This window comes from Bartonella sp. HY406, from assembly GCF_025449315.1.
Lineage (GTDB): Bacteria > Pseudomonadota > Alphaproteobacteria > Rhizobiales > Rhizobiaceae > HY038.
This window is the reverse complement of the sequence record NZ_CP104893.1, coordinates 2,347,094-2,362,487: the sequence shown is the minus strand read 5'-3', so window position 1 is coordinate 2,362,487 and position 15,394 is coordinate 2,347,094. Positions and strand designations below refer to the sequence as shown.

Here is a 15,394-nt window from a genome sequence, read left to right as displayed (position 1 = left end):
ATAAAAATTTAAGCGGTTAAGCTTTATTTTTGGTTACGGGCCGCAAGGGTGCGTAAACGCAAAGCATTAAGCTTAATAAAACCAGCAGCGTCTTTTTGGTCATAAGCACCTTGATCGTCTTCAAAGGTTACCAATTTGTCTGAGTAAAGTGACTTATTGCTGTTGCGGCCTTCAACCATGACATTGCCTTTATATAGCTTCAAGGTTACTTCACCTTCAACATGTTCTTGGCTAAGATCAATCGCTGCTTGCAACATTTTACGCTCTGGTGAGAACCAGAAACCATAATAGATAAGTTCGGCATAGCGCGGCATTAACTCATCTTTTAAATGGGCGGCACCGCGATCAAGAGTAATTGATTCAATTGCACGGTGGGCGGTAAGAAGAATTGTGCCGCCTGGCGTTTCATAAATGCCGCGCGATTTCATGCCAACAAAACGGTTTTCGACAAGATCAAGTCTACCAATGCCATTTTCACGACCATAGTCATTAAGCTTTGCCAAAAGTGTCGCAGGGGAAAGACGTGTACCATTAATGGAAACAGCATCGCCCTTTTCAAAACCGATAGTAATGGTTGTGGCTTTATCAGGGGCTGATTCAGGTGAAACGGTGCGCATATGCACATATTCAGGTGCTGGTTTTGCCGGATCTTCCAATACTTTGCCCTCTGATGAAGAGTGCAAAAGATTAGCATCAACCGAAAATGGCGCTTCGCCTTGCTTGTCTTTGGTAACTGGAATTTGATGAGCTTCAGCAAATTCAATCAAATCTGTACGGCTTTTGAAAGCCCAATCGCGCCAAGGAGCAATGATTTTAATGTCTGGATTAAGTGCATAGGCCGATAGTTCAAACCGCACCTGATCATTGCCTTTACCTGTTGCGCCATGGGCAATAGCGTCAGCCCCTGTATCGCGGGCAATCTCAATGAGACGTTGTGAAATAAGCGGGCGGGCAATTGATGTGCCAAGCAAATAAACACCTTCATAGACGGCATTGGCACGGAACATGGGGAAAACGAAATCACGAACAAATTCTTCGCGCAAATCTTCGATATAGATCTCTTTAATACCCATCATTTCAGCTTTGCGGCGTGCTGGCTCCAGCTCTTCACCTTGGCCAAGATCAGCGGTAAAGGTGACAACTTCTGCACCTAATTCGGTTTGTAACCATTTTAGGATGATCGAAGTATCAAGACCGCCAGAATAGGCGAGAACGACTTTTTTTACATCTTTGAATTTGTTCATTTCAAAAGGCCTGGCTTATTGTTAATGGTTGAACATATATTTGCTTTAACAAGCTATTGCTGATGTGCAGGCAATAGAACTCGAAAAATCATTGTTTAAATCTTAACCGATTTTAATACTTAAAGACAATGTCTTTTTACATATTATCAAATTTGAAAAAGAATTGTATGGGATCATATCACTGTAAACATCTAAGGAAGCAACCAAAACCCTATAAGTGCAAAACCAACTGCAAAAAATGGGTCTAAATATTGCGTCTTTTGGCTTAATTTGTTTTCGATTGGTGCAAGGGTTAAAAGTAAAATCAGATAATAATAAGCTAAGGTAAGAATTAAGAAAACACCACCAATGCTTATGGCAAAATTTTCAAAAATATAAGACGTAACGCCGATACGACCTAATGAAATTGAAAACATGATAAGAAATGTGGTACAAAAAACAAAATTAATTATACCAAGAAATGCACCAACAAAAAATAGTGGCAATCTATTTTGATCAAATCGTGTAAAACGGCCAGTTAGACAGATAAAGCAATAAAAAAAACAAAAGGCTAAAAGCGCAAGAATGAAATAAGTTCGATAAGGTTCAATGAAATCAAGATAGATATTAGGGAACATGCCAAGAAAACAGCTAGCAATCATGCCGCTTATGAAAAAGCCTGCAACAGAAATAATGCTTGCATAACGCCCGCCAAGCACTGCTTGACGGATAAAAAATAGCGGTTGTACGCACATAACAAACTGGGTAAGAGCCATAAAAATAGCGAAACTACCCAAAAATTGTAATATGAAAAAATGCATGAAATATCCATGTCTTTAAAAATTGGTTTATCTTGTTATATCCCAATTAATTATAAATTTGGCAATATTTATTTTAAGCCAATGCTTTTGCCTAAGTGATGGTCATAAAAACGCTATAATTAGTAAGATAAAGTAATTTTTGATCAAAATTCTATAATTAGAATAAATATCTGCATGTTTTTAAATGCTTTATAAATATAGGCCTTTGTGTTACATAGTGGTTTTTAAATTATCATACGGCAACATATGATTAAGCGAAATATTTATATTAGGATGTAAATATGAAAAATATAATGGCGAGTTTATTTATATTTATGTTTGGCTTTTCGGTAGCTTTTGCAGGTGAAACAACCTCTAAGCTTTCAGTAAGTGTAGAGCAACTTCCCCCATCCTTAGTTGATTTGGATAATTTTCTTGTGCTTGCCAAAAAGGTTCAACCTCATCGTAGCACACGGCTTTTACATCTTGATGAATTTTTAGAGCTCTCGCGTAAAGATAATGTTATTTTGCTGGATGCCCGTTCCGCGCGAGCATTTAGTATTGCCCATTTAAAAGGTGCAATTAACCTTGACTTTACAGATTTTTCTCAAGCGGCTTTGCAAAGGATCATTCCGGATAAAAACACCACTATTTTAATTTACTGCAACAATAATTTTAGTGGGCAGGAAAATAATCTTTTGTTGGCAAGCGCTTTCCCATCAAAGGTTGCAATAAATCAGCAGGCTATAGGATCAAGTTTGCCGATTATGTTGGCCCTTAATTTGCAAACCTACATAAATCTATATGGCTATGGTTATACCAATGTCTATGAATTAGCTGATCTTGTGCCAGTTACTGATCCGCGTATTGTGTTTGAAGGGGAAGTTAATTCATCCAAGGAGTAAAGGCTTGAGCGTAGTTTGCTCAAGGTGAAATAAGCTAACGGTTGATTGTACTATAATCACCTTTGAAGCGGCGCTCCAAAAACCGCTTTTTAATATTCCAACAACTTAAACAATAGCGAACTTTTTTGGTCTGAATGCAGATGATTGCATCAAAGTGCCGAAATATAAAATTGGCTTTAAAATCATTCTTTGCGCAATCACTTCTTACGTGCTGAAGTAATTCATTTAATATTTGCGGTACGGACAGTGTACCATATGAGAACACAAATGGTTAAGCTAGTTTATGGTAAGTTGGAAAATTATGAACATGCTGGTTGCAAAGGTGAAGCTATTGAATATGGTGAAGCTGTCAAGTCAGATAAAGAAGAGAATAGTATTATTTTACGCTAACCATACAAGCGTAAGGGCGCGACAGCCAAGACAATCCAGATGCCAAATCCTGCAAATAAAGTACCAAATACCGGATCAATCACATCTTGGTAACGCCTTAGGCTACGATAAACAGGTTTTGACGTTAAAACTAAAATAAGACTTAGCGCAATTATCGCGCAGATAAACAACACAACCATATTATGGATAATAAGACCATTTGGAATGCTATTCAAATTTTCAATAAGTAGTATTTCGCTATCATGTAACGCAAACAGAAAGCTAACATTGAAACCAAGTATAATACCAAGAATAAAATTTAGTGGTTTTATTGCCCACATTGGTTGGTCATTAATTCGGTTGAGCGATGCCATTTTGCCGACAATGCAAATGAAGCCGAATACAAAACAAAAAAGAGCAAAATATAGTTTAAAGTTGATAATCTTTTGGTTAAATTCATTCCAGATAGGCATTTTTGCAAAATATGCAAAAAGAAAAATGATTGTGCCGCTTAATATAAAACCGATAACGCTATAAATCGCGTCACCTCGTCTGCAGGTTAAGGCTTGGCGCGCAAATATAAGAATATTAATTAATGTAAAAATATAAAGCATGTTTTGCACTTCATCTTATGTTTAGAGGTCAATGTCTTGTAAATATTTAAACCAATGAGATGGTGATTTAGCGATGTTTTATTGTATTAATCAACTGCCTTTTGAGCGTTTAGCTATCAAATACCCAAATATATGTAAGAAACAGCTTGTTAATGCTATGAATTAAATGTGAAGTGGTTTTTCAGCTTATTTTTCATTAAAGATAGGAATGTTAATCATTAGTGGTTATAATGCGTGCAAAGTCTACGGTAGGGATAAACCAATACACGCATTTATCTTCTTTCAACCCTTTATAATATCGGTATTATTTCTTGGTTTGGACTGGCGTTGGATTGAGTCTTTCTTTTATAAATGGCATTTTAAATGATTAAAAATGGTATGAAAAAAGCAGCCTTTGCTGCATTGCTATCTCTAAGTGTTATGGGTTTAAGTGGTATCGGGCTTGCCAAGGCAGATAGCTTGGTTTGCCAAAATAATGGTCAAGATGGCAATTTGCCATTTGTGCAAGATATTGCCAAGGCGTTAAAGTTTGACACTTTAGCCTTTGCCTCTTGTCGTCCCTCGCCAAACCATATTGACATGACTTATATTACTTTGCTGCGTCCCTCACAAGGGCAGGAAAAATGCGAAAAAAATTGTCAATATGACATTGCCTTTATCTTAGCTGGCACTAAAACCGGTAAAGTAACCAAGCAGCTTATTCAAAGAGATGCAATCATTGAAGGTGATGCCAAATTATCTAGCATTGCAATTGATGATACGCTTTATCAGCTAAGTCCTGATCAGCGTGCAACCGCCGTACAGATGAATTTTGAAAGAACAACACCAGACCTTAAAGAAGCAAGACGCGATCTTTATTTGTTGATAGAGCGTGACAATGAATTTAAGGCTGGCCTTGGCAATGTTGCAAGCCCCGATGATTCAGAATTGACCAAATTGGTAATGGATAGAACCGTTACCCATGTTAAACAAAATGAACAATGCTATAGCTATCAAATGGTGTTAAAGCGTAAAATTAGCCTTGGTAGCTATTCCAATGGTTTTCGTGCCCTTGAAATAAATACTGATATTAATGATAAAGTTGCTAAGCTAGAAAATGAAAATTGCGTAGAAGTACCCATCACTACTAGCACGGGGCAAACCACAGTACCTTTTAATGGGACAGTATATTTTATTCCTGAATGGATTTCCCATTAATTGAAGGGTTAATTATTTTTAAAGAATAAATAAAAACCGCCTCTTTCGAGGCGGTTTTTTGTTTTATTCGGCTTTTTCAGCAAAAACAGGGCTTGGCTTAAAATTAAGCCTATCTGAGCCGCGCAATATATGAACATTAGAGCCGTCCAAGACATCGCCCATCAAGATGCGCTCAGACAATGGATCTTGCACTTCGCGCTGGATGACGCGCTTAAGTGGGCGCGCACCATAAACTGGGTCATAACCTTTTTCAGCAAGCCATTCACGAGCATCCTCATCAATATCCAAAGTGATCTTGCGATCATCAAGCAAGGACTGTAATCTTTGCAACTGAATATTTACAATTGCCCCCATTTCTGAACGATGCAAGCGATGGAAAAGAATAACTTCATCGACACGGTTCAAAAATTCTGGACGGAATGCTGCACGAACCACACTCATTACCTGTTCACGAGCTTTTTCTGCTTCTTCATCATCGCCAAGCTGGGTCAAATATTCTGCCCCAAGATTGGACGTCATGATGATTAAGGTATTGCGAAAATCAACTGTTCGCCCTTGTCCATCAGTTAATCGTCCATCATCCAATACTTGCAACAACACATTAAATACGTCAGGGTGAGCCTTTTCAATTTCATCGAAAAGAACAACTTGATAGGGACGCCGCCGCACGGCCTCAGTCAATGCACCACCTTCTTCATAGCCGACATAGCCGGGAGGCGCACCAATTAGGCGTGATACGGAATGCTTTTCCATATATTCCGACATATCAAGACGCACCATTGCTGTTTCATCTTGAAAGAGGAATGAAGCAAGCGCTTTGGTGAGCTCAGTTTTACCAACGCCTGTTGGCCCCAAGAAAATAAACGAACCAATTGGCCGATTAGGATCTTGCAAGCCAGCGCGAGCGCGGCGAACCGCACGCGATACAGCTTGCACGGCCTCACCTTGACCAACAACACGTTTACCAATTTCATCTTCCATACGAAGCAAGCGTTCGCGCTCGCCCTCTAACATGGAATCGACCGGAATACCTGTCCAACGCGAAACCACCTGTGCCACATGTTCTGATGTCACAGTTTCTTCAACCATTGAGGTGCGCCCCTCTTGGCTTTCAGCATCATGCAATTGCTTTTCAAGTTCTGGTATCTTGCCATAAGCAAGTTCACCAGCTTTTTGAAATTCGCCATTGCGCTGGGCAATAGCCAAAGCATTGCGTGCTTCATCAAGCTGACGCTTGAGGTCGGCTGCATGGCCAAGCTTTTGCTTTTCTGCCTGCCATTTTGCTGTGATCTCATTGGATAATTCCTCAAGCTCAACAAGGTCATTTTCAAGCCGCTCTAAACGATCACGTGATGCGGTGTCTTTTTCAACCTTAAGCGCTTCTCGTTCGATTTTGAGCTGCATAACGCGGCGGTCAATCTCATCAAGTTCTTCTGGCTTGGAATCAACCTGCATTCTTAGGCGCGATGCTGCCTCGTCAACAAGGTCAATTGCTTTATCAGGCAAGAAGCGATCGGTTATGTAACGGTTTGACAAGGTTGCCGCAGCAACAAGAGCCGAATCCGATACACGCACCTTATGATGTTGTTCGTATTTTTCCTTAATGCCGCGCAAAATTGAGATCGTGTCTTCAACCGTTGGCTCATCAACAAAGATTGGCTGGAAGCGGCGAGCAAGCGCAGCATCTTTTTCCACATATTTGCGATATTCTTCCAAAGTTGTTGCACCAACGCAATGTAATTCACCGCGTGCAAGGGCTGGTTTTAAAAGGTTGGAAGCATCCATTGCACCATCAGTCTTGCCTGCGCCAACAAGGGTGTGCATTTCGTCAATAAATAAAATGACTTGCCCAGCAGCAGCTTGCACTTCTGACAACACGCCTTTCAAACGCTCTTCAAACTCACCGCGATATTTCGCACCAGCAATCATCGCACCAAGATCAAGGGCAAGCAAAGACTTATCACGCAAAGATTCAGGCACATCTTCATTGACGATACGCAATGCCAAACCTTCAACAACTGCGGTTTTACCAACGCCCGGCTCACCAATCAATACAGGGTTATTCTTAGTGCGGCGTGACAATACCTGAATTGTACGGCGAATTTCCTCATCGCGGCCAATAACAGGGTCAAGTTTGCCATTACGCGCATCTTCAGTAAGATCACGAGCGTATTTTTTTAAAGCATCATATTGGTTTTCAGCAGAGGCAGAATCGGCAGTGCGCCCTTTTCTCATATCATTAATTACCTTATTAAGAGCATTAGGCGTTACGCCGCCTTTGGCAATAATTTCATGGGTTTTAGCAGTTTTTTCCATAGCCAAAGCTTGCAATAAACGCTCAACGGTTACAAAGCTATCGCCAGCCTTATTGGCTAACTCTTCAGCTGTGGTGAAAACTTTTGCTAGTGGTTGGGCAAGATAAAGCTGACCATTGCCGCCAGTAATTTTGGGTATGGCACTAAGAGCCGCATCAAGTGCTGTTTTAATTGCAGAAAGATTGCCGCCAGCCTTTTCAATCAGTGAGGCGCAAAAACCTTCATTATCATCAATCAACACTTTAAGAAGATGCTCTGGCAAAAATTGCTGATTATCAGCAGAAAGTGCAGCATTTTGAGCGGCTTGAATAAAACCGCGAACTCGTTCTGTATATTTTTCTAAATTCATTTTATTTTCCCTTTCCCGCAACCTGAAAACATATTTGAGAAGATTTCAAATATGCTCTGGTTTAACAATGCAGCATTACGGTTGGTGGAAATTGAAAGCTCCCATTATGGCAAGCTTGTTTTCCTAATCTGATATGGGAATGATTTTAAATGACAGCAAGAGATAGCAGATAATTTTTTTTTAATATTTGGGAAGCTCCTTGGTGAAATAAATGCTTTTTTAAATTGTGGGTTTATGTTTTAAAATTTAAATTTATTCTTGCGCAGCTAAGGATTTTTATTCTTCTTTAATTACAAATGTTTTATTGTGTGTTTTATTGTGATGAATAAAATTATAACGAAATGCACAGCGGATTCGCACAATTGAGTGAATGCCGCTTATGCTGTGACAGGACCATTTTACATGAGCATTCGCCGGATATTAAAATATCTGTTTTTTACAGTGGCTATTTTGGCGGTGCTGGTTATTGGGGCAATTATTGCAATTCCTTATCTCATATCAACGGACGCAATACGCATACGCCTAGCACAGGACTTAAGTACTTGGACGGGCTATAATGTTCAATTGCGTGAGCCACCGAAAATTTCATTTTTCCCCAAATTGCAAGCCGCCCTACAAGGCATTAGCTTAAGTGATGCCAGTGATGATAGCCGTCCGCTTATGGAGGCAGAATGTATAGAAGTTGATTTGTCATTATTTGATGCTTTGCAAGGCAAGGTCAGTTTTTCTGAAACCCGTATTATCCGTCCGCATTTTGCGGTTGACGAACCGGTAAAAACTGTTGCTGGTTTTTTTGCTTCATTGGCTCGCTCCGATGGTAGTCTTGGTAATGCTATTCGCCAAGCGCGTGAAATTGTTGCGCAAAATCTAAATAATGCTGATTTGTCTAGTTTGCTTACCCAGCCTTTTGGCCGTATTTTTATCCAAGATGGCACATTATCCTATCCCATTGATAATCACAGTGCCGACAAAAAGCCAAGCGAAGACGCGCGTGGCGAAATCAAAGAAATCAATGCAACGGTTACATGGCCAACCTCCACCTCTGCGGCATCGGTTAAAGCCAATGGTCGCTGGAATGGCGCTTATACAGAAGTGACTTTGCGTGCTGATCAAGCATTAATGCTAATGGCCAGTGGTAAGAGCACGGTGCGAATATCGGTTAATTCTAATCGTGGTGGTGTGACTTATACGGGGGATGCCCAATTTGCGCAACGTTTTGCTTTAAGTGGTAAAGTTGCTGCGCGTTTACCTGCCTTAAATGTTACCATGGATTGGCTTGGGCAGGCAAAAAGTTTTGGTGCTGCTATTCAATCGCCGGTTGTTTGGGAATCAAACCTTAATGCAACGCCTGAAAAACTTGAATTGAATGATATAAATCTAACCCTTGGCAATGATAAAGCACGCGGCGCTTTAGAAACAGTATTTATTGGTGATTTGCCGTCAACTTCTGGATCGTTGGCATTTCAATCACTTGATTTTACTCAGATTGTACCCGCCTTCATGTCTGCTGGTGATGTTATTCCGGATTTGTCATTTCTTAATCGCTTTTCACTTGATTTACGGGTTTCAGCACCTCAGGGGCAAATTGGATCTATTGCCCTAACCAATTTTGCAGCATCAACCCAATTGCGTAATGGTAGGTTAAGCTTTGACATTGGCAATGTTAACGTTTTTGATGGGACGCTACAAAGCAATATTATCATTGGTCTACTTGGCAACGTCACCCAATTGGAAACGCGTCTTTCAACCACTAATGTTAGTTTGGAACAATTACAATTAGCCATGGGCTCGGAAGCAAAACTAAAATGCCCAATCAATTTAACTATGAATGCGACCTCTGATTTTACCCATTGGTCTAAGGCATTCTTAAATGCCAAAGGCGCATTTGATATGAATTGCAATAATGGTTCAATTGTTGGGTTTAGTTTTTCGCGGTTTTTAGATGGGATAATGAGCGAAACGAGCCTTCCCTTTTGGAACGGCAATGAGGAGATGTTAAACTTTCTCCGACTTATTGCCAAGGGAAGCATTGAAAATGGTGCTATCAACACGGATATTGCCGGTTTGGCTTTTGATAATCATTTGATTGAATTTTCGGGGCATGCTTCATTGCAAAATGGTGATGTTGATTTTACCGGCGTTGTTGATCGTCCAAGGCGGGTTAATGGACATTGCATTGACGTTGAATGTGTCCAGTTGAGCTTAAAACCTTTGCAACGGTTTGAAGTTAATGGCGCATGGAACTTACTGCAAGTTAAAAAACTGGTAATGGATAGTGAATAGACTAATGTAGTCGAATAATACATTGATATTAAATGACCAATTCATGATACAAATGTCTATTATAATTAATAAATAAAGCTATAATTATCATAATATCTTAAAAGTTTATACTTGCTTGACAATTTTGATTTTTGGTTTTTATATTAATATTTTTGTAATTTGGTTTGCAGGTTTTAAATTAAATCATAACAATCTCTAACTACATGGCTCTAAGTTTGTGTTTTAAATGATATAGGCTCAAGCTTATCTACCTATCCAATTATTGCTTTAAATTAACAGGTCTTGCCCCTAGTCATTAACAATGGCTGTTTAGTTGAAATCCACATAATAAATTATAATTAACTAATGGCAATCCAAATAAAATCTATTTTTAAAATTGTAAAAGGGATTTAAAATGCCAGTACCCAATATTCGTTTAAATGACCAAAATTCTATCCCGCAGCTAGGGTTCGGTGTCTGGAAGATTGATGACAAGGACACCGATCAAGCTGTAATAAACGCAATAAATACCGGTTATCGTCATATTGATACAGCAAAAATATACCATAATGAAGAAGGTGTTGGGCGCGGCATAAGCAATAGCGGTGTAAGTCGTGGCGATGTTTTTATTGCGACCAAAATTTGGAATGATGCACAGGGTTATGATGCTACGCTGCGGGCCTTTGATGAAAGCTTGCAACGCCTCAACATGGATTATATCGACCTTTACCTTATCCATTGGCCGATGCCATCAAAAGATCTATTTGTTGATACGTGGAAAGCGCTCATTCAATTGAAAAAGGAAAAACGCGTTAAATCCATCGGTGTTTGTAATTTTAGAATTAGCGATCTTGAGCGGTTAATCCAAGATACCGGCGTTGTGCCATCGGTTAATCAGATAGAATTGCACCCTGAATTTCAGCAAAATGAATTGCGGATATTTCATGAAAAAAACAATATTGTTACAGAAGCTTGGGCACCTTTGGCGCGTGGAAGCCTTTTAGATAATCCAATTCTTATTGACATTGCCAAAAATCATAACCGCACTGTTGCGCAAGTTATTTTACGTTGGCATATTGAAATTGGTAATGTCATCATACCAAAATCTATATCACCGCAGCGTATGGCGGAAAATTTCAATATTTTTGATTTTAGTTTAACCAAAGGCGATCATGAAAGAATTGTTAGCCTTGATAGAGCTGATGGTCGCACTGGACCAGATCCTGATACATTTGTTGGATAATATTTGCTCATAGAAAATGAATATATTCTATTCTGTAGCAACATAAGATGGTGAAAAATTACTAATAATTAAGGTGTTGGGCAATATATCCAATGCCTTAATTTTGAATTTTAATCTATATGGAGCATGTAGAATTTGATATATTTTATCGGCTATAATAAAAAGTAAATTAGTATTTACTGTTCAGAAATTGAAACGCCATAACCATCAAAGGCTGTATCATTTGAGCTTGAGCTATTTGCGCTAATGACAGTTGAAATAATAATCATTGTGAACAGCATTGCGACTGTAACAAAAGCTGCCTTACTAACGGTCATAGCGAAATTCCCTTGTTTTAAAATGGTATGATTTAAAGATTTGAATGGTCAAAATCGGTTGGTCATTACATGTTGTTTCTTTAGCGTGAAGTTTTGCTGGCGACAATCATTAGTCATTAAAATTCTTACCTAAATGCTAACGAAATATTGGTTTTCAAGCTGCTGTGTCCTTACTGCAACGCTTCCCTTGTTGTTGACATGATATAAGCTTGCTTGACCTTGAAAACAGCAAGGTATATTTACTAAAAAATGCGCGCAAATTATAAAATGCAACGGCTTTTTGTCGATCAAACCTTTTTAAATGATTCCTTATCGGCTACGGGTGTGAAGCTCGCTTTGGCCAAGGAACAAACCCATTATCTTGTCCATGTTTTAAGGATGGTTTTGGGAGATGAGGTTTTGGTTTTTAACGGCCGTGATGGTGAATGGCGAGCCAAAATTATCGATATTTCGAAAAAAGCGCTTGTGCTTGAATTGCAAACACTTGAAAGACAGCAGCCAAAGCCAATTGATCTTACTTATTATTTTGCGCCGTTAAAGCATGCGCGCCTTGATTATATGATGCAAAAGGCAGTCGAAATGGGCGCAAGCAGCCTTCAGCCAGTTTTAACCCAGCATACTCAGGTCAATCGGTTGAATATTGAGCGTATGCAAGCCAATATTATCGAAGCTGCCGAGCAATGCGGCATTCTTGCTATACCCCCTTGTTTAGAACCTATAAGTTTAGATCGGCTTTTAGCCAATTGGGATGAAAAACGACATTTGATTTTTTGTGATGAGGCTGCAGAAGGCGATAATCCCTTGCCAATATTACAAAAATTATCGCGCGGGCCGTTAGGGGTTATTATTGGTCCTGAAGGTGGATTTAGTGATAGTGAGAGAAAATTAATCCGTAGCTGCTCTTTTGCCCACGCCATCCCCCTTGGACCACGTATTTTAAGGGCTGATACCGCAGCTGTCGCTGCCCTTGCGTTAATTGGTGCTACACTTGGTGATTGGCTATAATAACATAAATTATGTATTTGTAAGCTCAAGTTTTTATTGAATAGTCATAAACAACTATAAAGGCATAAAATTGTTATTTTGATATCTTGCGGCAATAGATGCTGTATTGCAATTATAACGGATTGATAAAAAACATGAAAATAGACTATCAGGAATTGCTGTGAGTTTGAGTGCTTTTTTAGATAAAATTAATTATGGCTATGATGGAGTTCTATATGAGGTTCATTTTACCAATGATTTACGCGATATAAAATTGACCACATTTGTACAAGATGAAATTGGTAATAGGATCGTCCTCGATATTTTTTTAAGCGATATAAAAGAGTGCAAGCTGTCGCAAGTGAATGGCAACAATTTCTCATGGCTAACCGATGGAATTAAATATAAAGAAATGGGTGGATTTCATTGTTTAACGATTACGGTTAATGATGAGGTCGATGAAATTGAGACAATTGATATTTTCAAGGATACAGAAGTTTATTTCATTGCCGGTAATCTTACATATCAAGTTACACCTTATGACGAAAAAATGTGGCCATTAATCTTTAAATCTAAAAAATGAAAATTTTGCTCTAGAAAAGTTCGATAATAAAAAACGCTCATAGGCCAATGTAAGTGTGATTGTTGATAATTATCGGGTTCAATTTTTTTAAAACAGCATGAAAATAATATTAGTGCCAAGGTTAGTTATGTTCGGTTAAGAAAATAATCTAATTACGCCATAACGACATGAAAAATTATTATGACCCATAAAATAGCGGTAATTGCCTATGAGGGTATTAGTGCATTTCATCTTTCTGTGCCATGTACTGTGTTTGGTGATGACTTGTTCAAGGCTGAAAATACCAACTATGAGGTAAAGGTTTGTGCTGAAAAAGCAGGAAGGCTTAGTACACTTTCTGATTTTGATATTTATGTAGAGCATAATTTTGAAATGATTGAAGAGGCTGATACGGTAATCATTCCCGCTTGGATTGATGCAACTACAATTCCGTCTCCTGGTCTTATTGCTGCTTTACAAAAAGCATTCAAAGATGGAAAACGTCTTATAGGGCTTTGTCTTGGTACATTTGTATTAGCAGAGGCAGGATTATTAGATGGACGTGAGGTGTCAACCCATTGGGCTTGGGCCGATGATTTTACCAATCGCTACCCTAACATCATATTAAAAACAAAAGCTTTATACATTGACCATAATAATATTATAACCTCAGCAGGAACAGCGGCAGCCATAGATTGTTGCTTGCATATTATCCGTCAAGACCATGGTGCCGATATAGCGAACCGATTAGCGCGAAAATTAGTTGTCTCGCCACATCGCTCCGGTGACCAATCGCAATATATTGACCGCCCCATAGCAACCATTGCGCAAAGAGATAGATTGAGTGAGGCTTTGGAGTGGGCCCTTAGCTGTCTTGACCAACCACTTAATCTTAAAGTCGTTGCTGAGCATGCTTTTATGAGCGTCAGAAGCTTTACCAGACATTTTAATAAAAAAACCGGAATAAGTTTTAATCGTTGGCTTTTGATGCAGAGACTTTATAGGGCGCAAAACCTCTTAGAAACAAGCAAAGCCTCACTTGAGGATATTGCACAGCAATGTGGTTTTTCGTCATCCGTTACTTTTCGCCAACATTTTTCCCGCGTTTTTTCTATTCCGCCGGGAGTTTATCGTAGTCAATTTAAAAAGCATTTACCTTAATGAGACTGTAACTTGGCTTAATTTCATCATATGTTGTCTTTTATGATAGTAGCGAAGTTCTATATTCTTATTCATTAATTGTCCTTGTTTAAAACAGGAGAAAATTATGAAACATCCGACACTTCGTACAATAGCTGGTGCGGCTATTATTGAAAATCTGCAATTTGAACAAACTGCATTACTTGTTATTGATTTTCAAAATGAATATTTTGATGGCTTATTGCCAATTCCCGATGCTATGGCGGCCTTAAAAAATGCAAAGAATTTGATAGAATATGCCGATAAAAATGCAATCGCCGTATTCCATGTGCAGCATATAGCACCACAAGGAAGTGCAACATTTGCGCAAGATAGCGCAATGTCTGCATTTCATAGCGATATTTTGCCCGCACCCCATCATAAGATAGTACAAAAAAACATGCCAAGTGTTTTTGCGTCAAGCGATATTGATATGCAGCTTAAAGCATCGGGTATAAATACATTGATCATTTGCGGTTTAATGACCCATATGTGTGTAAGTGCTGCTGCACGCGAGGCTATCCCTTTGGGATACAATATTGTCGTGGCTGAAGATGCATGCGCTACGCGCTCTATAGATTTTAATAATGAGGATACAATCGATTATACCACTTTGCATAAAGCATCATTGGTTACACTGAATGATGCTTTTGGAGATGTTATGACGGTCAATCAGATAATAAACTTGGAATGCAAATCTTGACGCAAGCTATTCTTTATCGTTAGCGACTTTTACCTATTTTCAAGGTCCTTTCCATTAGCAAAGCAAATCATGGTTGATTAAGTAAAACCAAATTTTGGTCAGCCATGGTTCGCTTCGATCATGAATTTCATTAAAGGGGTGAATTTGCCACCATTTGTTGCGCTGGAATCCTAGACAAACGTAAGCAAACTGATAGAGGTTAAATCACTTCTATCACGATATTGAGGTAAATAATTGGCGCTTTTACAAAAGTCAGTCATCGGCTGATTTTAAATAATTTAGAACTCTTCAAAAGGTTTTAAATAATTTTAGCGCATAAAAACATTATATTATTGGTGGTCTTAGAGTGATGGATTTTTTGTTCACGAAAAC

At 38.8% G+C, this 15,394-nt stretch carries 14 protein-coding genes; 9 read left to right on the top strand and 5 right to left on the bottom strand.

Annotated features, from left to right (window positions below; translation table 11 throughout):
• Positions 1–23: 23 nt before the first annotated feature.
• Both N6B01_RS10070 and N6B01_RS10065 read right to left on the bottom strand, forming a co-directional pair.
• Positions 24–1,244, bottom strand: a complete 1,221-nt coding sequence (locus tag N6B01_RS10070; RefSeq protein WP_262078581.1) for an argininosuccinate synthase — start codon at positions 1,242–1,244, stop codon at positions 24–26.
• Positions 1,245–1,435: 191 nt separating this feature from the next.
• Positions 1,436–2,044 carry a hypothetical protein gene (locus N6B01_RS10065; protein ID WP_262078580.1) on the bottom strand — a complete coding sequence of 203 codons (609 nt, stop codon included), beginning with the start codon at positions 2,042–2,044 and terminating at the stop codon, positions 1,436–1,438.
• 281 nt (positions 2,045–2,325) lie between these two features.
• Between N6B01_RS10065 and N6B01_RS10060 the strand changes: the two genes are divergently transcribed.
• Positions 2,326–2,928, top strand: coding sequence for a rhodanese-like domain-containing protein (locus tag N6B01_RS10060; RefSeq protein ID WP_262078579.1), 603 nt, complete (start codon positions 2,326–2,328; stop codon positions 2,926–2,928).
• A 267-nt stretch (positions 2,929–3,195) separates the two neighbouring features.
• Entirely contained in the window at positions 3,196–3,318 is a 123-nt protein-coding gene (locus N6B01_RS10055) for a hypothetical protein (RefSeq protein WP_262078578.1), read from the top strand.
• On the opposite strand, the gene N6B01_RS10050 is transcribed toward N6B01_RS10055, so the two are convergent.
• Complete coding sequence (locus N6B01_RS10050; RefSeq protein ID WP_262078577.1) at positions 3,315–3,911, bottom strand: hypothetical protein; 597 nt, start codon at positions 3,909–3,911, stop codon at positions 3,315–3,317. The two genes, N6B01_RS10055 and N6B01_RS10050, sit on opposite strands and share 4 nt — an antisense overlap.
• A gap of 363 nt (positions 3,912–4,274) precedes the next feature.
• Between N6B01_RS10050 and N6B01_RS10045 the strand changes: the two genes are divergently transcribed.
• Complete coding sequence (locus tag N6B01_RS10045; protein ID WP_262078576.1) at positions 4,275–5,108, top strand: hypothetical protein; 834 nt, start codon at positions 4,275–4,277, stop codon at positions 5,106–5,108.
• A 63-nt stretch (positions 5,109–5,171) separates the two neighbouring features.
• Here the strand turns inward: N6B01_RS10045 and clpB are convergent, their stop codons facing one another.
• Positions 5,172–7,772, bottom strand: a complete 2,601-nt coding sequence (gene clpB, locus N6B01_RS10040) for an ATP-dependent chaperone ClpB (protein WP_182417630.1) — start codon at positions 7,770–7,772, stop codon at positions 5,172–5,174.
• 402 nt (positions 7,773–8,174) lie between these two features.
• Here clpB and N6B01_RS10035 point away from each other — a divergent pair, with 402 nt between their 5' ends.
• A complete protein-coding gene (locus N6B01_RS10035; protein ID WP_262078575.1) occupies positions 8,175–10,055 on the top strand; it encodes an AsmA family protein in 1,881 nt (626 codons plus the stop codon).
• A gap of 394 nt (positions 10,056–10,449) precedes the next feature.
• A complete protein-coding gene (locus N6B01_RS10030) occupies positions 10,450–11,277 on the top strand; it encodes an aldo/keto reductase (protein ID WP_262078574.1) in 828 nt (275 codons plus the stop codon).
• Positions 11,278–11,453: 176 nt separating this feature from the next.
• Here the strand turns inward: N6B01_RS10030 and N6B01_RS10025 are convergent, their stop codons facing one another.
• A complete protein-coding gene (locus tag N6B01_RS10025; protein ID WP_182417627.1) occupies positions 11,454–11,594 on the bottom strand; it encodes a hypothetical protein in 141 nt (46 codons plus the stop codon).
• A 249-nt stretch (positions 11,595–11,843) separates the two neighbouring features.
• Between N6B01_RS10025 and N6B01_RS10020 the strand changes: the two genes are divergently transcribed.
• The 4 genes from N6B01_RS10020 (at position 11,844) to N6B01_RS10005 (ending at position 15,022) form a co-directional block, all read left to right on the top strand.
• Entirely contained in the window at positions 11,844–12,599 is a 756-nt protein-coding gene (locus tag N6B01_RS10020; protein WP_262078573.1) for a 16S rRNA (uracil(1498)-N(3))-methyltransferase, read from the top strand.
• 160 nt (positions 12,600–12,759) lie between these two features.
• Entirely contained in the window at positions 12,760–13,161 is a 402-nt protein-coding gene (locus N6B01_RS10015; protein WP_262078572.1) for a hypothetical protein, read from the top strand.
• Positions 13,162–13,341: 180 nt separating this feature from the next.
• Positions 13,342–14,301 carry a GlxA family transcriptional regulator gene (locus N6B01_RS10010; protein WP_262078570.1) on the top strand — a complete coding sequence of 320 codons (960 nt, stop codon included), beginning with the start codon at positions 13,342–13,344 and terminating at the stop codon, positions 14,299–14,301.
• A gap of 106 nt (positions 14,302–14,407) precedes the next feature.
• Positions 14,408–15,022 (top strand): cysteine hydrolase family protein, encoded by a 615-nt coding sequence (locus N6B01_RS10005; protein ID WP_262078569.1) that lies wholly within the window; start codon positions 14,408–14,410, stop codon positions 15,020–15,022.
• Positions 15,023–15,394: the final 372 nt, after the last annotated feature.